This is a genomic window from Pseudarthrobacter sp. ATCC 49987, from assembly GCF_009928425.1.
Taxonomy (GTDB): Bacteria; Actinomycetota; Actinomycetes; order Actinomycetales; family Micrococcaceae; genus Arthrobacter.
Genome location: NZ_JAABNS010000001.1, coordinates 3,925,954 through 3,944,290, shown reverse-complemented (window position 1 = coordinate 3,944,290; position 18,337 = coordinate 3,925,954). Strand labels below are relative to the sequence as shown.

Below are 18,337 nucleotides of genomic sequence, written 5' to 3'. Positions count from 1 at the left end.
GCTGCCTAATGGTCAAGAGGGCGGTTGCCTGTTCCACCGTCGAGGTGACAGTTGGCGCCCGTGATCTCGCGGCGCATGGGCGTCAACTGTCACCTCGACGGGGGCTTAAACACGCCGACGCCGGAACTCGGGCGAGCTCCGGCGTCGGCGGCTAGGCTTCGGCGATTAAACGGACTAGGCGGCAGTCCTGGCCTCCTCGACCAGGGCGGCGACGGCCGGGAACAGCGGGTGGTCCGGGGCCAGGCCCGTGATCTTTGCTGTGGCCTCCTCCGCAGTCGAGGATGCCAGGATCTGCCCGAGCTCCACCGCTTCGGCATCGGCCGGGTCGTTGAAGCGCAGGGCGGCGGCGATCGCGCCCAGCAGGGCCTCCGGGACAATCCCGCGTTCGGCCAGCTCCGCGGCCGGACCGATAAAGCGTTCGTGCCGGCTGAGCTTGCGCAGCGGCGCCCGGCCCACCCGGTTCACGGTGTCCGGCAGGTGCGGGTTGGAGAAGCGGCCCAGGATCTTCTGGACGTAGGCCTCCTGCTCGTCGCGGTTGAATCCATGCTTTGCTACCAGTAGCTCTTTGGTTTCATCCAGGACGGCGCGGACATCCGCGGCGACGTCCTGGTCGGCCATGGCCTCGGAAATCTTCTCCAGGCCGGCCTCGAAGCCGAAGTACGCTGCGGCGGCGTGCCCGGTGTTCACGGTGAACAGTTTCCGCTCGATGTACGGCTCCAGCTCATCCACGAAGGTCGCGCCCGGAATCACCGGCGGATTGCCCGCGAACGGGGTCCTGTCGATGACCCATTCGTAGAAGTTCTCCACCGTGACGTCCAGGCCTTGCCCCGCCTCCTGGTTCGGCACGATCCGGTCCACGGCCGTGTTCGCGAAGACCGCTTTGTCCTCAAGGGACCCCGCGGCAGCGTCCCATTGGGCCGCCACCTCGGACTTCAGGATGTCCGTGGCATTGATGGCGTTCTCGCACGCCATCACCTGCAGCGGGGCGAGCCCGGCAGCCCGGGCGGCGATCCCCTTGGCGATCACCGGAGCCACGAATTTGAGGATGTGCGGCCCCACCGCGGTGGTGACCACGTCCGCCGTCGTGATCTCCGCGATGACGTCCGCTTCCTGGCTGCTGGAGTTCAGCGCGCGGAAGTTCTCCACGGTCCGGACGGTGGGGTGCTCCCCCACCTCGTGGACCTGGTAGCTGTCTGCGGCTGCCAGCTGGGTGATCAGGGCGTCCGCGACATCCGCGAACACCACCTCGTACCCCGCTTCGTGCAGCAGCAGCCCGACGAATCCGCGCCCGATGTTTCCTGCCCCGAAATGGACGGCCTTCACTATGAATTGACCTTTCCGAACAGGTCCAGGACTTCCTCGACCGTGGTGGCCGCCTCAAGCTGTGCCACCTGCGCCTTGTTGGTGAAGACCTTGGCGATGGAGGACAGGATGTGCAGGTGTTCGTTGTTGATGCCTGCGACGCCGACCACGAACTTCACTTCCTTGCCGTTCCAGTCGATGCCGTCGGGGTAGCGGACCACGGAGACCGCGGATTTCATGATGTGGTCCTTGGCGGCGTTGGTGCCGTGCGGGATGGCGAGGAAGCTGCCCATGTAGGTGGACACGGACTCCTCGCGTTCGTGCATGGCGTCCAGGTATCCGGCGTCGACGGCGCCGCGGTCCAGCAGGAGCCGGCCGGCCTCGTCGATGGCGGCGTCGCGGCTGGTGGCCGTGCCGTTGAGGACAACGCTTTCCGCCACCAGGATACCGGCGGGGCCGGTTTCCTCGGGAGCTTCCAGCGTTTCGACGACGGCGGCAGCAGCGGGCCCGCCCTCCATGTTGCTGGTACGGACCAGCTCAACGATCTCGTCGTAGCGCGGGCTGTTCATGAAGTTGTCCACGGACACGTGCACGGCGCTGGCGGTGACGGGCTTGGCGCGCTCGGTCAGGTCCTGGTGCGTGATGACGACGTCGTACGTGTCGCTGAGGTTCGCTATCGCGGAATTGGTGACCTTGACCTCCGGGAAGCCGGCCGCCTTGATCTTGTTCCGCAACACCGAGGCGCCCATTGCGCTGGAGCCCATACCGGCGTCGCAGGCGAAAACGATGTTCTTGACCGGTCCGGCGAGGACTGCGACGCCGCCGCCGGCGGCAGCACCGGAACCCGCGAGCATGGAGGACACCGAGCTCTTCTTGCCCTTCATTTCCTCCATCCGGACGGTGGCAGCGCCGAGGGCCTCTTCCTCGCTGGCGCCCACGGGGGTCTTGCTGGTCTTCAGGATCACCGAGGCGATGAGGAACGACACGGTGGTGGCGAACAGTACGGAAAGGGTCACACCGACATAGCTGTCGCGTGCGGTTGCCGCGTAGACGGCGATAATGCTGCCCGGGGCTGCCGGCGAGCGGAGCCCGGCGCCGGTGACCACGAGGGTGAAGATCCCGGTCATGCCGCCGCCGATTGCGGCGAGGATCATGATCGGCTTCATGAGCACGAACGGGAAGTAGATCTCATGGATGCCGCCGACGAACTGGATCACCGCTGCGCCCGGCGCGGACGCCTTGGCCAGGCCGGTGCCGAAGATCGAGTAGGCGAGCAGGATTCCGAAGCCCGGACCGGGGTTGGCTTCGAGGAGGAAGAGGATGGACTTGCCCTGCTCGAGCGCCTGTTGTGTGCCGAGCGGGGTGAGGATGCCGTGGTTGACGGCGTTGTTCAGGAACAGGACCTTTGCGGGCTCAATAAAGATGCTGGTAAAGGGCAGCAGTCCGTTGATAACCAGGAATTCGACCACGCGGCTGGCACCGTCACTGAAGGCCTTCACTACCGGGCCGATCACCAGCATGCCCACCACCGCCATGCCGGCGGAAAGGATGCCGGCCGAGAAGTTGTCGATCAGCATTTCGAACCCCGGCTTGACCCGGCCTTCCCAGATCTTGTCGACCTTCTTCATGAGCCAGGCCGTGAGGGGGCCGAGCATCATGGCGCCGATGAACATGGGGATGTCGGTGCCGACGATGACGCCCGTGGTGGCCACGGCACCCACGACGCCGCCGCGCACGCCGTAGACCATCCGGCCGCCGGTGTAGCCGATCAGGAGCGGCAACAGGTACGTGATCATGGGCCCGACAAGTTTGGCGAGCTCCTCATTCGGCAGGAAGCCCGCCGGGATGAACAGCGCCGTAATGATGCCCCAGGCGATGAAGGCACCGATGTTGGGCATGATCATTCCGGACAGGAAAGTCCCGAACTTCTGGACGCCAACACGCACGCTGGTGCGGGGTTTCGCAACTGTCTCTGTTGCCATGTGATTTCCTAACCGTCATTCCTGCTGCACCGCAGGATGGTCCGATGATTTCGCGAAAGCTAGCTGGTGGAGCTGGTGGAGATCCGGTGGAGCCATTCGAGGAAGAGCTTGAGTTCCGAGCTGGAGAGCTGGTCTGAGTGCGATGCCTGCAGTGCCGCGTTCAGGGCGATCGCCGCCACAACCACTGACGATTTCCCGGACTCTTCAGGGCCGCTGTTCTTGGCCTGGTCCGAGGACACCGCAAAGATCATGGCGTCGCGGGTCATGGTGGACAGCTCGAGGTTGCGCTCGGGCGCCTTTTCCGTGATCAGCATGAGCGTCACACCGACGTTGGCAGCCAGGATACTCCTGGCCGCTTCCCGCGGAGGGACGTTGAGTTGGCCGGCGACGGCGGCCTTGTTCAGCATTTCCTCCATCAGGCCCTCGGCGTCAGCGACGACGGCCGGGCGGCTTTCCGGGCGGATATTGCCAAACATGACCAGGTACAGTTCCGGCTGCTTGAGCCCGAACTGCACATGGTTGTCCCACATCCGCCGGATATCTTCCAGCGGCTGTCCGGACGGTGCGAAGTCGCGTTCGCCCGCCACGTACTCTTCAAAACCTGCCGCGACGACGGCGTCGAACAGACCCTCCTTGTCACCGAAGTGGTGATAGAGGGTCGGCGCCGTAACTCCGGCCAGCTGGGTGATCTGGCGGGTGGAAACCGCCCCGCCGGCGGAGTTGGCCAGCAACTCAGCGGCTGCACGCAGCAGCCGCGTCTTTGGCGGAAACTGGCCATCTAAACTCATAACCGCTACCCTAGCATCTATAGCAACGCTATATGAAGTGCATCACATACAATTTTTTCAGGTACCGGGGCCCGCCTGCTGACGCAGCTGTCGGCAGGCCCGCCCGGTTCACCGGCTTACTGGCCCACGGCAGAGAATGAGGACCTTCAGTGCAGAACTTCCCAGGAGTAGGCGTCAGCCCCGGCCGCATCATCGGAACCATCCGCCAGATGCCCAAACCCGTCAGCGAACCGCCCGCCGGGGAGCAGCTGCCGGCCGGCGTCACGGCTGAGGAAGCCAGTGCGGCCCTGAAGACGGCCGCGAAAGCCGTCCACGATGAGCTGAAGGCCCGGGCCGAAACCGTCAGTGGCGACGGGAAGGCAGTCCTGGAAGCCACCGCCCTTATGGCGACGGACACGATGCTCCTGAAGTCGGCCGCCAAGCTGATCGGCCGCGGCACCTCCGGCCAGCGGGCCATCTGGGAAGCCGGCGCCTCCGTCTCGGAAATGCTGCACAACCTGGGCGGCTACATGGCCGAGCGCGCCACCGACGTCCTGGACGTCCGGGCCCGGATCGTGGCCGAACTGCGCGGCGTCCCGGCCCCGGGCATCCCGTCCTCCCCCACCCCGTTCATCCTGATCGCCGAGGACCTGGCCCCGGCGGACACCGCCACCCTTGATCCGGAGAAGATCCTGGCCCTGCTCACGGCCGGCGGCGGCCCGCAGTCCCATACGGCGATCATCGCCCGCTCCCTGGGCCTGCCCGCCGTCGTCGCGGCTACCGGCGTCGACCAGCTCCCGGACGGCACCGAGGTCTACGTCGACGGCGCCGCCGGCCTGATCACCGTGGACCCGGATGACTCCCAGCGGGCCGCCGCAGAGCACTGGGCCGCCACCGCGTCGCTGCTGGCGGACTTCGATGGAACGGGCGCGACGGCGGACGGCCACCTCGTGCCGCTGCTCGCCAACGTCGGCGGGGCCAAGGACGCCCTGGCCGCCGCGAAGCTGAACGCGCAGGGCGTGGGGCTGTTCCGGACCGAATTCTGCTTCCTGGAGCGCGACACCGAGCCCACCGTGGACGAACAGGCCGCCGCGTACAAGGGCGTCTTCGATGCATTCCCCGGCAAGAAGGTGGTGCTCCGGACGCTCGACGCCGGCGCGGACAAGCCGCTGCCCTTCCTCACCGACGCCACCGAACCAAACCCCGCCCTCGGCGTCCGCGGGTACCGCACGGATTTCACCACACCGGGCGTGCTGGAACGCCAGCTGCAGGCCATCGCCCGCGCCGAACAGGAATCCGAGGCGGACGTATGGGTCATGGCGCCGATGATTTCCACCGCGGAGGAGGCCGCCCGCTTCGCCACCCTGTGCACCGAGGCAGGGATCAAGACCCCCGGGGTCATGGTGGAAGTCCCGTCCGCGGCGCTCACCGCCGAGGCCATCCTCCGGGAGGTGGCTTTCGCGAGCCTGGGCACCAACGACCTCACCCAGTACGCCATGGCCGCTGACCGCCAGCTTGGCCCGCTCGCAGCCCTCAATACCCCGTGGCAGCCTGCCGTGCTCCGGCTCGTCGGCCTGACCGTGGAAGGTTCCGTCGCGGAGGGCCACAGCAAACCGGTCGGCGTCTGCGGCGAGGCCGCCGCGGACCCGGCCCTCGCCGTCGTCCTGACCGGACTGGGCGTCTCGACCCTGTCCATGACAGCCCGGTCCCTGGCCGCCGTGGCCGCCGTGCTGAAGACCGTCACCCTGGCCGAGGCGCAGGAGCTGGCCAAACTGGCGCTCTCCGCGCCGAGCGCCACCGAGGCCCGTGCCTGGGTCCGGGAGAAGCTGCCGGTCCTCGAGGAGCTCGGACTGTAGTGCTGCAGCAGGGCAGCCGCAGTGTGAGGCCGATGCCGGGGCACTAGGATGCACACCATGACACTGATTGCTCCCCGGGTGACGGCCGCCCTTCCGGCTGAGGACGCGCAGAAACTCCGGTACGCCCTCGACGGCAGCGACGACATCACGGTGTTTGTCGACGGCACCGTCCACCGGCTGCCAGCCCAGGCACGGGACGCCGTCGTTGACCTGCTGGCGCGGTTCAGCCGGGGCGATGCGGTGACGGTCAGCAGCGTCGAGGAAATGCTGACCACGTCCCGGGCCGCCGAGCTGGCCGGCATCTCGCACACCTATCTGCGGAACATGACGGACCGCGGCGAAATCCCGGTGGAATACCGGGGCACGCACCGGCGGATCCGGCTCGCCGATATCATGGCCTGGCTGGAAAAACAGAAGAAGAACAATACCGCCGACGGCGCTCCGGACCACGGGGATGACGGTGCCGCGGATGCTTCGTGACGGCGTGATAAGGATCAAACAACGATCCCGGAGCTGCGCGGAAACGTGGAGACGGCCGGGGTTACGCTTGAATTGTGGGTAAGTTCAGAGGGTGGCACATCGTGGCCGGCATTGCCGCCATGGTGCTCACCGGCATCCTCGGAAACGCCATGGGGCTGAATAACACCGCTGCGTTTATGGCCAGCTGTGTTGCGTTTGTGGCCGTGTCGATGTGGATCGACAGCCGGATTTCGCTCCGCAGGAGAGCGAGTGAAGGAGCGAGGGAAGCAGCCCGCGCCGCGGACCGTGATGATGCAGGCGCCGACCCCGGCCCCGCACTGGAGCCCGAACAGCCCGAACGCGACGGCCGCGGCACCTGAGTTCAGCAGTCTCCCCGGGTCAGATCCTGGGGCGGGCCGCCCAGCGCCGCGCCTTGAGCGCCGCGTGGAGTTCCAGCCGCACGATCCCCTTCAGCGGATCGACGCCCAGCAGCTGCCGGATCCGGCCCAGCCGGTTGTAGATACTGCTCCGGTGCAGGTGCAGTTTGTCCGCCACTTCCTGGACTGAGCCGTCATTGTCGTAAAAAAGCTCCAGCACCGGCAACAGCTCCTGGTTCCGGTCATGGTCCTCCAGGAGGCGGAAATAGACCGAGCCGGCGTCCGCCCACGCCCCCGCCCCGCCGCCGGCCGAGGCCAGCAGCTCGTAGATCCCCGTCGCCCGGCAGTCCACGAGTTCCCCCAGCTGGGGATCCACCGCCGCCGCCTGCGCGGCCTGCCGCGACTGGCGGTACGCATCCGCGAGTTCCCGCGGCCTCGCAAAGCCTTCCGAGGTTCCGAGGATGATCCGGTGGACCGGCCGGCCGGACCGTTTGGCCAGCTCCAGCTGATAGTGGACCAGCACCTGGGCGTGGTCCGCCCGCCCGGTCGATTCCTTGAACAAGACGACGGCGTGGGTCTCCGTGCCGGCACTGAACAGCGCGGCATCCACCCCGATGGTGGCCTGCAGCGCCGCGGAGCGGTGGATCAGCGTAGAGGCGATCGGATCCGAGCCTTCCGCCCAGCCATCGGCGTCGAGGACCGTCACGAGCTGCCAGGGGCCGCGCCCCTGCACTTCCTTCCAGCCGGCCACGGCCGCGACGGCGTTGGACTCGCCCTGGCACGCGGCCAGGAATTCCTGTTCGCGGCGTCGACGGAATTCAGATTCGGCCGTATTGGAGTCCAGCAGCAGGGCCGAAAGCTGCTCCAACTCGCGGGCCACTTCGGGCAGGTGGGCGAGGACCGACGTCGCGTTCGGCTCGCCGGCTTCCAGCTGGACCCAGAGGTACCCCACCCGGAAACCCCGCACCAACAGGGGAACGCAGACGCGGCCCAGCATCCCGAGCTCCTCATTGGCGGGCACGACGACGGGGCGGACCGCCGTCGCGATCCCGTGCGAGAGCTGCCAGGCGCTGACGTCCAGCGCGACGCGCTTGCTGAGCAGGAAGTTCACCCGGACCCGGTCCGCGTGAGACTGGTTGGAGCTGTAGGCGAGCAGCTGACCGTCGAGATCCTCCAGTGAGAGGCCGCGGCTCAGTCTTAGGGCAACCTGCTCCACGAGCTGTTCGACATCCTGCTGCATCCTGCCAGACTACTGCGCGGCGGGGCGCCGCGGCGAACGCGGCCGCCAGCGGACAGCAGGCGACACCTGACGCTCGCCGGTTCGACAAATGTCCAGCCCGCTATTTGAAAAAGCCCGGGTTTCCGCGGGCCACTGGCATTACCTCGCGGCGGCTCCTGTCGCCTGCCTCACAGCCGGATTTATTCTGGAAGTACGACTTCCCCGCATTCACCCCGGCCCACAAGGCCACCAGCACTGGAGCCCACAAATGATCATCGGTGTCCCCAAAGAGATCAAGAACAATGAATTCCGCGTCGCCATCACGGCTGCCGGCGTCCACGAATTCCGCACCCACGGCCACTCGGTCCTGGTGGAGCGCGGCGCGGGCCTGGGCTCGGGCATCACGGACGAGGAATACGCCATCGCCGGCGCCGAGATCGTCGCCGACGCCGATGACGTCTGGGCCCGCGCCGATATGGTCATGAAGGTCAAGGAACCGGTCAAGGCCGAATACCACCGCTTCCGCAAGGGCCTGATCCTCTTCACCTACCTGCACCTCGCGGCCGAGCCGGAGCTGACGCAGGAACTCATCAACACCGGCGTCACCGCCATCGCCTACGAGACCGTCCAGGAGGGCCGCAGCCTGCCGCTGCTGGCCCCGATGTCCGAGGTTGCCGGCCGCCTGTCCGTCCAGGTGGGCGCCACCTCGCTGATGGCTCCGGCCGGCGGCAAGGGCGTGCTGCTGGGCGGCGTACCGGGTGTCCGCCCGGCCAAGGTGGTTGTCCTGGGTGCCGGTGTTGCCGGCACCAACGCCGCCGCCATGGCCCTGGGCCTCGGCGCCGACGTCACCATCCTGGACATCAACATCAACCGGCTGCGCGAACTGGATGCCCAGTACCAGGGCCGCCTGAAGACGGTGGCCTCCAACGCCTACGAGATCGAGAAGTCCGTGGTCGACGCCGACCTCGTCATCGGCTCCGTGCTGATCCCGGGCGCCAAGGCCCCCAAGCTGGTCACGAACGAGCTCGTCTCGCGGATGAAGCCCGGCTCCGTGCTGGTCGACATCGCGGTGGACCAGGGCGGCTGCTTCGAGGACACGCACCCCACCACGCACCAGGAACCGACGTACAAGGTCCACAACACGATCTTCTACTGCGTGGCCAACATGCCGGGCGCCGTGCCGAACACCTCCACGTACGCGCTGACCAACGTCACCCTGCGCTACGCCGTCTCGCTGGCCAACCTGGGCGTCAAGGCAGCGTTTGAGCGCGACGCCGCCCTCGCCGCAGGGCTCAACATCGCCGGCGGCAAGGTTGCGCACCGCTCGGTCTCCGAGGCGCACAACCTTCCGCTCGTCGCCGACTGGCACGAGCTCGTCTCCGCGTAACACCCTCTGGTAGCCGCATCGACTGCTCCGTTGCCGCCCTTTTGGACCCCCAAAACGGCGGTTTCGGAGCAGTCGATTGCGTTTAGGCCAGGGCGCGGGCCTGCTCGATCAGCCGCAGTACCTCCACCGGGCCTGCCGGATCCACCGGGACGGGCAGCGCCGAGGCGGCCCCGCCGTCGTTGATCTTGTCCGCCAGGATCCGGTAGAAGTCCGGGTAGGCGCCGCGTTCGGTGGGCAGCCGGTCCAGGTGGCCGTCCCGGCCCAGCAGCCCGGCCCAGTCGCGGTCCTCAACCCCGTAGTCGGGGTCCAGCGGGCTGCCGCCGGCCACGATGAACGGCTCCTGCGGGTCCACGCCGTGTTTGGTGAAACCGCCCCCGGTGCCCAAGAGCCGGAAGCGCGGCCCCTGCTGGGCGCAAAGCATGTTCATCCACAGGTGGCTGGTCACCCCGGACTCGTGACGCAGGGCGAGGAAGACGTCGTCGTCGGCCTTCTCCCCGGGCCGCCGCGCCTCCAGTTCCGCGTGGGTGACCGCGGCGGGGCCAAACAGCTGCACGGCCTGGTCCAGCAGGTGGGTGCCAAGGTCAAACAGGACCCCGCCGCCGTCGTCCGCCGTCGCGGCCGCCTTCCAGGCTTTGACGACGTCCGGGGACCAGCGTTCGAAGCGGGATTCGAACCGCGTCACGGTGCCGAGGACGCCGCGCTCCAGCAGGCCGCGGACGGTCAGGTAGTCACCGTCCCAGCGCCGGTTCTGGAAGACGGTAAGCACGCGGCCCAGCCCGGCGGCGAGCTGGATGAGTTCCTCGCCTTCTGCGCTGCGCACGGCAAACGGCTTGTCGACGACGACGTCGAGCCCGGCTTCCAGCGCGGCCTTCGCGAGCGGGTAGTGGGTGGCCGGCGGAGTGCCAAGGACCAGCAGGTCCAGTTCGCCGGCGAGCCCCAGAATGTCCGCCGGGGTGTCGACGATCCGGGCGCCGGGGTACCGGGCGGCTGCGGCGGACTGCCTGCCGGCGTCGGAAGTGGAGATCACCGCGACGGAAAACGCGGGGTCGGCCGCCAGCAGCGGGGCATGGAAGACGCTGCCCGAGAGGCCGAAGCCGGCGACGGCCGCGCGGATGGGCCGGGGGGAATCGGTTGTCATGGCTCCACGGTACCCCCGCCCACTCACCCGACGCTCCCTCAGATTTCGCAATAATTCAGGCGACGCCCCCTCGAAAGGTGAGGGAGCGTCGCCCGAAAAGCTGCCAAAGGTGAGGGAGCGTCTGAAGGGGAGTTGGGGTTACTTCTTTTCCCAGCCGAGGGTGGTCCAGTCCGGAACCTGGGACAGGCTCTTGAACAGGGACGGGCCGTAGTTGGCCAGGCCGGTGCGCACGAAGGAGATCTGCGGACCGTTCATCACAACACCCATGGAGAAGTACTTTTCCATGTGCTTCTTTTCAACTTCCATAGCCGCCTTGTTGCGCTCGGCGTTGTCGGCAATGGTGGAGAGCTTCTTGATCTCGGCGTCCAGTTCAGCGTCGCCCAGTTCGTTCTCATTCGTCTTGGAATCGTAGAACTGCTTGACGGCGTCCGTCGCGTCGGCGCCCACGGTGTAGCCGGAGACGCTCATAAAGAAGTCGCGGCTGCCCAGGACCTTGCCGAAATCGGCAGAAGCGCGCTGGTCGATGCCAACATCCATGCCGCCGGCCTTGAGCTGGCTCTGCAGGGTCTGCGCGAAGGCCAGGGTGGTGGGGTCGTCACCGAAGTTGCTGATCTTGAAGGCGGCGGGGACGCCGTCCTTCTCCATGACGCCAGCGGCGTTGGCCTTGTAGCCGGCGTCGGCGAGGACCTTCTTGGCGGCTTCGGCGCCGGTTTCCTTCACGGGGTAGTTGTCCTGGTAGTACTTGGAGAACGGCAGCAGCATCATCGATCCGGAGCTGGTTTCTTCCCAGTTCAGGCCGTTGAAGCGGACCTTGCGCAGTGCCTCGCGGTCGACGGCGGTGAAGATCGCCTTGCGGATGGCGACGTCGCTCATCGGAGCCTTCTGGGCGTTGAGGTTCAGGCCACCGGCGAAGAGGCGCTGGCCGCGGCGGATCTCGGAGTCCTTGGTGCCGTCCAGCTGCTTGTACGGGGTGATGGTGTTTGCGGAAACACCATCGATTTCACCGTTCTTGAAGGCGGCAATCGCGGCGCTGCTCTCAAGCTGGCGGAAGACCACTTTTTCCAGGACCGGCTTGGCGCCCCACCACTTGTCGTTCTGGGCGAGGGTGACCGTCTTGGCGGCGCTGTCGTACTGGTCCAGCTTGAACGGTCCGGCCATCCACTCCGGGTGCATGTCGCCGGTGAAGCCTTCGTTGAAGATCGCCGGGGTGTTCACGGCCGGGTGGACGAAGCCGGTGAAGAGTGCATCCAGCGGGAAGACCGGCTGGGTGGTGGTGACAACGACCTCCTTGGCGCTGGAGCCGGCCTTGACGGAGTCAACGAACTCGTACGCGCCGGAGCTGACGATGTCGATGTCCTTGTTCTCGCCCTTGAGCATGTTCCAGGTGTTCTCAAAGGTCTTGACGTCGATCGGGGTGCCGTCGTTGTAGCTGGCCTTCTCGTTCACCTTGATGGTGATGGTCTGCTTGCCGTCCTTGACCTCGCTCTTGACGTCCTCGCAGAAATTCTTGTTCGGCGTGGCGGTGCCGTCGAAGTCGAAATTCCAGCAGCCCCACGTGCCGGCCTCGTCGATCGGGCGGTGCAGGGCAGTGTTGTCCGCGCTGTTGCCGTTGTTGGAGAAACCGTTGAAGTCCGGACCGATGTTGCCCAGCGGCAGGGTGACGGTGCCGCCCGGCTGCAGGTCCTTGGCGTCCTTCGCGTTGATGCTGACCAGCTTGGCCAGATCACTTCCCGCGTCCTGGCCCTTGGCGGCCTCAGGACCCTTTGCGGCGCCGCCGCCACCGCCACAAGCGGTCAGCGCAAGCGCTGCAACGACGGCGGTAACGCCGCCGATCTTGGTCAGATTCTTCATGTGTTCCCCTTCATTCCATTTTTGGTGCAAGTTGTGATGCGTGTGACTGGTAGGTCAGGTGGCTTCGTGGACAACGAGCATGTCCGCGTCCAGTTCGCCGTCCGGGTAGAAGCAGGCGAATTGCTGGTCTGTGGGGGCCGCGGGGGCGGCCCGGCGGCCGGTAGCGCCCGGGGCTCCGGCACGCACGGTGTCCGGTGACGCCGTGACGGTTGCCAGCACGGGTTCCTGGGTCAGGCATTTCTCCTGCCTCGCAGGCGGCAGAGCCGCGAAGACCGGGCAGCGGGTGGCAAAGTTGCAGCCCTTCGGAGCCTCAAGCGGCGAGGGCAGATCCCCCTGCAGGATGATGCGTTCCCGGGTGCGTTCCAGGACAGGGTCCGGGACCGGAATCGCGGACAGCAGTGCCCGGGTGTAGGGGTGGCACGGGTTGTCGAAGACGCTGTCCACGTCCCCGATTTCCACGATCTTCCCGAGGTACATCACGGCCACGCGGTTGGAGATGTGCCGCACCACGGAGAGGTCGTGGGCCACCATGAGGTAGCTCAGCCCGAGCTCCGCGCGGAGCTGGTCCAGCAGGTTGATAACGCCGGCCTGGACGGACACGTCGAGGGCGGACACCGGCTCGTCCAGGACCACCAGTTTGGGGTTCACGGCGAGGGCGCGGGCAATGCCGATGCGCTGGCGCTGGCCGCCGGAGAACTGGTTGGGGAAGCGGTTGACGTGGTCCGGCTGGAGGCCCACGAGTTCCATCAGCTCCATGATCCGCTCCCGGATCCGGGGCTTGGCCATGCCCGCATTCTCGAGCGGCTCGGACAATACCTCAAAGACGGTGAAGCGCGGGTCGAGGGCGCCCGTGGGATCCTGGAACACCATCTGGAGTTCCTTGCGCATGGCGCTCTCGGTTCTGGCATCGGAGGCTTCCTTGTTGCTGAGGCCGCCGATGACCACCTCGCCGTCCTGGTCCTTGTGGAACTCCATGATTTCCAGCAGGGTGGTGGTCTTGCCGCAGCCTGACTCGCCGACGATGGAGAAGCACTCGCCCTCGCGGATGTCGAAGTTCAGCCCGTCGACCGCCTTGACCGTGCCGATCCGGCGTTTGAGCAGGGCACCCTTCATCAGCGGGAAGTGCTTCTTGACGTCCCGGAGCTCCAGCACGGTCCGGCGCTCTTCGCGCGGGATCGCGTCAAAGCGCGACACCGGAACGGCCGGAGCCCGGAAGACCTCGCGGACGTCCACCTCCAGGCCCAGGGAATCAGTCTTGATGCAGGCGGCCTGGTGCGGCAGGCCGCCCTCCGGATTGTCCCCGGCCACGGGCCACAGCTCCGGTTCGCCCTGCAGGCAGGCCGCGCTGGCCAGCGGGCAGCGCGGCGCGAAGGAGCACCCGTCGGGGGCGTGGATGAGGTTCGGCGGGATGCCCTCGATCGGCACCAGCGAGGACTTTTCGGCGACGTCAACGCGCGGCACCGCACCCAGCAGGCCCATCGTGTACGGCATCCGCGGGTTGTAGTAGATGTCGTCGACGCTGCCGGTCTCCACCAGCTTGCCGGCATACATCACCATGATGTCGTCGGCCATCCCCGCGACGACCCCAAGGTCGTGGGTGATCATCACGACGGCGGCGCCGGTTTCCTCTTGCGCGGTGTGGAGGACCTCGAGGACCTGCGCCTGGATGGTGACGTCGAGCGCCGTCGTCGGCTCATCGGCGATCAGCACGCGCGGGTTGTTGGCGATCGCGATGGCGATCATCACGCGCTGGCGCATGCCGCCGGAGAACTCATGCGGGAAGGCCTTGAGCCGGTCCTTCGGGCTGGGGATGCCCACCATGCCGAGAAGCTCGACGGCGCGCGCCTCCTTGGCCTGCTTGCTCATGGTCGGGTTGTGGACCGTAAGCGCCTCGATAATCTGGTTGCCGACCGTGTAGACCGGCGTCAGGGACGACAGCGGGTCCTGGAAGACCATCGCGATGTCGTTGCCGCGGTACCGGCACATGGCCTTGTCGCTGAGTCCCAGCAGTTCCTTGCCCAGGAGCCGGACCGAACCGGTGATCTCCGCCGTCGGGGGCAGCAGGCCCATGATGGCCATGGAGGTGACGGACTTGCCGGAGCCGGACTCGCCCACGATGCCCAGCGTCTTGCCGGCCCGGAGGTCGAAGTCGATGCCGCGGACGGCGTGCACCACCCCGTTCTCGGTATTGAAGCGGACGTTCAGGTCCCGCACGGAGAGCACGGCGTCCGCCGGGGCATCACCTGGCGCGTGCAGCCCGGCGACGTGCAGGCGCTCGGCGGCGGAGAGGCCGGCGGATCCGGGGCTGGCAGTCATTTCGTGGCTCATGGGGTCTTCTTCTTCTTCTTGGCGCTGCCGACGGAGCTGGAGCTGGGATCGAATGCGTCGCGCAGGCCGTCGTTCATCATGGCGAGCGACCCGGTCAGCAGGAACATGACGGTCAGCGGGACCCAGAACATCCACGGGAACGTGGAGACCTGCGAGGTGGCCTGGCCGATCAGCACACCCAGACTGACGTCCGGGACCTTGATGCCGATGCCGATAAAGGAGAACGCAACCTCGGCCAGGATCGCGCCGGTGATGCCGCGGGTGATGTCCAGGACCAGAAGCGAGCCGATGTTGGGGACCAGGTGCCGCCAGACGATGCGCCGCGGCGGGATGCCCATGTACTGGGCCGCCTTGACGAAGTCGCGCGTCATGAGGGACATCGAGAGCGAGCGGATGAGCCGTGCGGTGCCCATCCAGCTGAAGACCAGCAGGACGATGATCAGCAGGAGCCAGCTGGGCAGGGACTTCTGCAGGCCGTTGCCGCCGCCGCTCGTGGCCACGGCGACAACCAGGAGGGCCGGCATCATGATCAGGGCTTCGAGGATGAACAGCATGACCTTGTCCACCTTCCCGCCGAAGTAGGCCATGGTGCAGCCGTACACGGCGGCGATCAGCACCGAGACGAGGCCGACGACGAGGCCGATCAGGATCGAGATCCGGGTGCCCTCCACGGTCAGGGCGTAGAGGTCGATGCCGGCCTGGGAGGTGCCCAGCAGGTGCTCGGCCGACGGCGGCATGCCGATGTTGAACGGGTCGATCGTCTCCTTGTCCCAGCTGGTGAAGAAGCCGCCCACAAAGGAGAACAGGGTCAGCGCCAGGAAGACGACCAGGCCGACGACGGCCGTCTTGTTGCGCAGGAAGCGGCGGAGGATGATCGAGGACTTCGCGATGACGACGTCGTTGCGTTCGATCTTCGCCTCGCCGGCGACGGCGGCCGGGTCGACGGTGTTGAGGTTTGTCATGCTTACTGCACCCGCACTCTCGGGTCGACCAGCGTGGTGGCGAAGTCCGCGAGGATCGCGCCGATGGCGAAGATCACGGAGCCGTAGGCGAGGGTCGCCGTCGCGGCGTTGACGTCCTGCAGGGCGATGGCGTCGATGCTCCAGGAGCCGACGCCATGCCAGGCGAAGATTTTTTCGGCGAAGAAGCCGCCGGCGAAAATGGCCGGGATGGTGAACGCGATGCTTTGCGCCACGGGGATGAAGGACACCCGCAGGGCGTGCCGGCTGATGGCCTGGTTGCGGGTCAGCCCCTTGGCCCGCGCCGTCCGGACGAAGTCGGCGTTGACGTTGTCCAGGAGATATTGCCGCTGGGCGATCTGGTACGTGCCCCACCCGACGATCGTGATCGCGAAGGTCGGCACCGCGTAGTGGGCCAGCATGTCGACGAATTGTGCCCAGCCGCCGCCCTCCATCCCCGGGGTGGAGATGCCTGTGACGAAGAAGATGCGTTCGCCCACCGTCTCGTTGACGTTGATGGCACCGAGCTGCACCAGGAAGTAGGCGATCGGCGCGGGCACGATGTACACGAGGTAGCTGTAGGACGTGATGACCCGGTCCGAGGCTTTGTACTGCCGGGCAGCCGTGTACACACCCAGGGCGACGCCGATGATCAAGGTCAGGACGATGGAGGCCAGGAACAGCCGGGTCGAGATCCAAACCCGGTCGCCGAATTCGGCGTTGATGAACGCGCCGTTGGGACTGCGGCCCCAATCCCAGCGGGTGACGATCGCCGTGAGCCACTCAAGGTAGCGATCCCACGCGCTGAGCTCCGGGTCCAGACCCTTCAGCCGGAAGGAGTTGGCCACCTGCTCGGGGGTGGGCCGCGGGATCCGTTCCTGCTCCAGCAGCGCCGGCTGCAGGGTGTTCACGGCCAGGAAGTACCCGGCGGTGGTGGTCAGGAAGATCATGAAGACATATGTGATGGCACGTTTTGCGAGGTATCGGAGCATGGGACGACTAGTTCTGGATTGCCGTTGCCGTTGCGGTGCCCTCCGCTGCCGGGGGAGCCATAACAGCCCCGCCGCGCGCAGGATTCTTGACAAGATTCACAGCTTGATCCTTCCGTAGTCCCCATCCGGCAGGGGGTTACCGCTGCCGATCCGGGATCTGGGCCAGCGGGTATCTGGCCACCCGCAGGCCTTTCGGCGAGTCCTTGTGGACTATGTTGCGGGTCACATTCCAGAGGAAACTATCACATGGATACTGCCGCCGGACGTCGCCTCCCCCGGCATTCCGCGAGTCAGGTATCAGATCGTTATGAATAATTCCGGGGAATTGATTTGATGCCGCCCGGCCAGCAGCCCGGCCGGGGCTAGGCCCCGCGCACAACGCGCGAGACGAGCTCCCGCCAGGACGCCGCGAGGCGCTCTGGGGCAATCTGGTGCACCCGGACGGCATGCAGGATCCGCTCCGGCTCCAGGACGGCACTCAGCGAGGTCGCCATCAGCCAGGGGTCCGCGGTCACACCAGCTTCCCGGAGCAGCATCTCCAGATGCCGGTGCCAGAGCACGGCCGCCGGCACGTCGAACCGGTTGTAGGCTGACACGTCCGCGGCCCGGGCCAGCTCGCCGAATTCCAGGACCCAGGCGATGCGCTCCGCGCCGAAGGCGATGAGCCGCTCCAGCGCCGGAGCGCCGGGGCCCAGCGGCGGCGGGCCGAACATAAACCGCCCCTGGAACTCGGCCTCGGCGTCGCTCAGCAGCGCCATCATGAGCCCCGCCCTGCTGCCGAACCGCCGGAACACCGTCCCTTTGCCCACGCCGGCACGCTGCGCGAGGGTGCCCATGGTCAGGCCGTCCGCCCCGCACTCCTCGACGAGCTCGCGGGCAGCCCGGAGGAGCAGCTCGCGGTTCCGGGCGGCGTCGCGGCGTTCGGGCCCCGCGCCCGGGCGGATGGGGATTAGGCTCACACCGCACATTCTAGTCACGTGGAATAGAAGCGGACCGCAGTCCGTTTTGATCAGTGAAGGCCGGCAACAGCCTCACATGATCAGCCAGCCGCAGAGCATCCGCGGCGCGACACCTAGGAGTTCCCATGCCCAAGAACACCGTTCTCACCCTGGTCGGCAGCCTGCGCGCCGAATCCACCAACCAGAAGCTCGCCGAAGCCATCCAGCTGAACGCCCCGGAGCAGGTTGAGGTCCTCATCCACGAGAGCCTCGGCAACATCCCGTTCTACAACGAGGACATCGACGTCGAAGGCCAGGTTCCCGCCGCAGCGGCCGCCCTGCGTGCCGCCGCGAACGACGCCGACACCCTGCTCCTGGTTACCCCCGAGCACAACGGCACGGTCCCCGCATCACTGAAGAACGCCATCGACTGGCTGTCCCGCCCGTACGGCGCCGGCGCCCTCTCGGGCAAGCCGACCGCCGTCGTCGGCACCGCATTCGGCCAGTTCGGCGGAGTCTGGGCCCAGGACGAGGCCCGCAAGGCCGTCGGCATCGCCGGCGCCCAGGTCCTCGAGGACGTCAAGCTGGCCGTCCCGGGCTCCATGGTCCGCTTCGCGGAGGTCCACCCGAAGGACGACGCCGAGGTCGTGGAGCAGATCAAGGCTGTCTTCGCCACCCTGGAAGAATCCCGCACGGTCGCCGCAGCGTAGTTTCCGGCTGAACCCCGAGCACCCCCGGTCGCCCTCCTGCGCCCGGGGGTGTCCTGCGTTCGGAGACGATTT

The 18,337-nt window shown here is 66.9% G+C and carries 15 protein-coding genes; 5 read left to right on the top strand and 10 right to left on the bottom strand.

Annotated features, from left to right (window positions below):
- Positions 1-174: 174 nt before the first annotated feature.
- The 3 genes from GXK59_RS18290 to GXK59_RS18280 are packed head-to-tail and all read right to left on the bottom strand — an operon-like array spanning position 175 to position 4,072.
- Positions 175-1,323, bottom strand: a complete 1,149-nt coding sequence (locus GXK59_RS18290; protein ID WP_160668779.1) for a mannitol-1-phosphate 5-dehydrogenase — start codon at positions 1,321-1,323, stop codon at positions 175-177.
- The gene (locus GXK59_RS18285) at positions 1,323-3,284 is read right to left on the bottom strand and encodes a PTS mannitol transporter subunit IICBA (protein WP_160668778.1); all 1,962 of its coding nucleotides are present in this window, start codon (positions 3,282-3,284) and stop codon (positions 1,323-1,325) included. Before GXK59_RS18285 ends, GXK59_RS18290 begins: the two co-directional genes overlap by 1 nt.
- A 59-nt stretch (positions 3,285-3,343) precedes the next feature.
- On the bottom strand, positions 3,344-4,072 hold the full coding sequence (locus tag GXK59_RS18280; RefSeq protein ID WP_160668777.1) for a TetR/AcrR family transcriptional regulator: 729 nt from the start codon (positions 4,070-4,072) through the stop codon (positions 3,344-3,346).
- Between the two features lie 149 nt (positions 4,073-4,221).
- Between GXK59_RS18280 and ptsP the strand changes: the two genes are divergently transcribed.
- The 3 genes from ptsP (at position 4,222) to GXK59_RS18265 (ending at position 6,746) form a co-directional block, all read left to right on the top strand.
- Positions 4,222-5,907, top strand: coding sequence for a phosphoenolpyruvate--protein phosphotransferase (gene ptsP / locus GXK59_RS18275; protein WP_160668776.1), 1,686 nt, complete (start codon positions 4,222-4,224; stop codon positions 5,905-5,907).
- A gap of 57 nt (positions 5,908-5,964) precedes the next feature.
- The gene (locus GXK59_RS18270) at positions 5,965-6,387 is read left to right on the top strand and encodes a helix-turn-helix domain-containing protein (protein ID WP_160668775.1); all 423 of its coding nucleotides are present in this window, start codon (positions 5,965-5,967) and stop codon (positions 6,385-6,387) included.
- A gap of 74 nt (positions 6,388-6,461) precedes the next feature.
- A complete protein-coding gene (locus tag GXK59_RS18265) occupies positions 6,462-6,746 on the top strand; it encodes a hypothetical protein (RefSeq protein WP_160668774.1) in 285 nt (94 codons plus the stop codon).
- A gap of 19 nt (positions 6,747-6,765) precedes the next feature.
- Here the strand turns inward: GXK59_RS18265 and GXK59_RS18260 are convergent, their stop codons facing one another.
- Entirely contained in the window at positions 6,766-7,983 is a 1,218-nt protein-coding gene (locus GXK59_RS18260) for a PucR family transcriptional regulator (RefSeq protein ID WP_160668773.1), read from the bottom strand.
- Positions 7,984-8,230: 247 nt separating this feature from the next.
- On the opposite strand from GXK59_RS18260, the gene ald reads away from it, so the two are divergent.
- Positions 8,231-9,349, top strand: a complete 1,119-nt coding sequence (ald, locus tag GXK59_RS18255; RefSeq protein ID WP_160668772.1) for an alanine dehydrogenase — start codon at positions 8,231-8,233, stop codon at positions 9,347-9,349.
- Between the two features lie 82 nt (positions 9,350-9,431).
- Here ald and GXK59_RS18250 read toward each other — a convergent pair whose 3' ends face one another.
- The 6 genes from GXK59_RS18250 to GXK59_RS18225 form a co-directional block, all read right to left on the bottom strand.
- Positions 9,432-10,487 carry a Gfo/Idh/MocA family protein gene (locus tag GXK59_RS18250; RefSeq protein ID WP_160668771.1) on the bottom strand — a complete coding sequence of 352 codons (1,056 nt, stop codon included), beginning with the start codon at positions 10,485-10,487 and terminating at the stop codon, positions 9,432-9,434.
- A 138-nt stretch (positions 10,488-10,625) separates the two neighbouring features.
- Entirely contained in the window at positions 10,626-12,338 is a 1,713-nt protein-coding gene (locus GXK59_RS18245; protein WP_160668770.1) for an ABC transporter family substrate-binding protein, read from the bottom strand.
- A 54-nt stretch (positions 12,339-12,392) separates the two neighbouring features.
- Positions 12,393-14,666, bottom strand: a complete 2,274-nt coding sequence (locus tag GXK59_RS18240; RefSeq protein WP_160668769.1) for an ABC transporter ATP-binding protein — start codon at positions 14,664-14,666, stop codon at positions 12,393-12,395.
- Positions 14,663-15,628 carry an ABC transporter permease gene (locus GXK59_RS18235; protein WP_160668768.1) on the bottom strand — a complete coding sequence of 322 codons (966 nt, stop codon included), beginning with the start codon at positions 15,626-15,628 and terminating at the stop codon, positions 14,663-14,665. The genes GXK59_RS18240 and GXK59_RS18235 overlap by 4 nt, the downstream gene beginning before the upstream one ends.
- Before the next feature lie 2 nt (positions 15,629-15,630).
- Positions 15,631-16,617 (bottom strand): ABC transporter permease, encoded by a 987-nt coding sequence (locus GXK59_RS18230; RefSeq protein WP_160668767.1) that lies wholly within the window; start codon positions 16,615-16,617, stop codon positions 15,631-15,633.
- A gap of 362 nt (positions 16,618-16,979) precedes the next feature.
- Entirely contained in the window at positions 16,980-17,576 is a 597-nt protein-coding gene (locus tag GXK59_RS18225; protein WP_202129162.1) for a TetR/AcrR family transcriptional regulator, read from the bottom strand.
- Between the two features lie 125 nt (positions 17,577-17,701).
- On the opposite strand from GXK59_RS18225, the gene GXK59_RS18220 reads away from it, so the two are divergent.
- On the top strand, positions 17,702-18,265 hold the full coding sequence (locus GXK59_RS18220; RefSeq protein ID WP_160668766.1) for an NAD(P)H-dependent oxidoreductase: 564 nt from the start codon (positions 17,702-17,704) through the stop codon (positions 18,263-18,265).
- Positions 18,266-18,337: the final 72 nt, after the last annotated feature.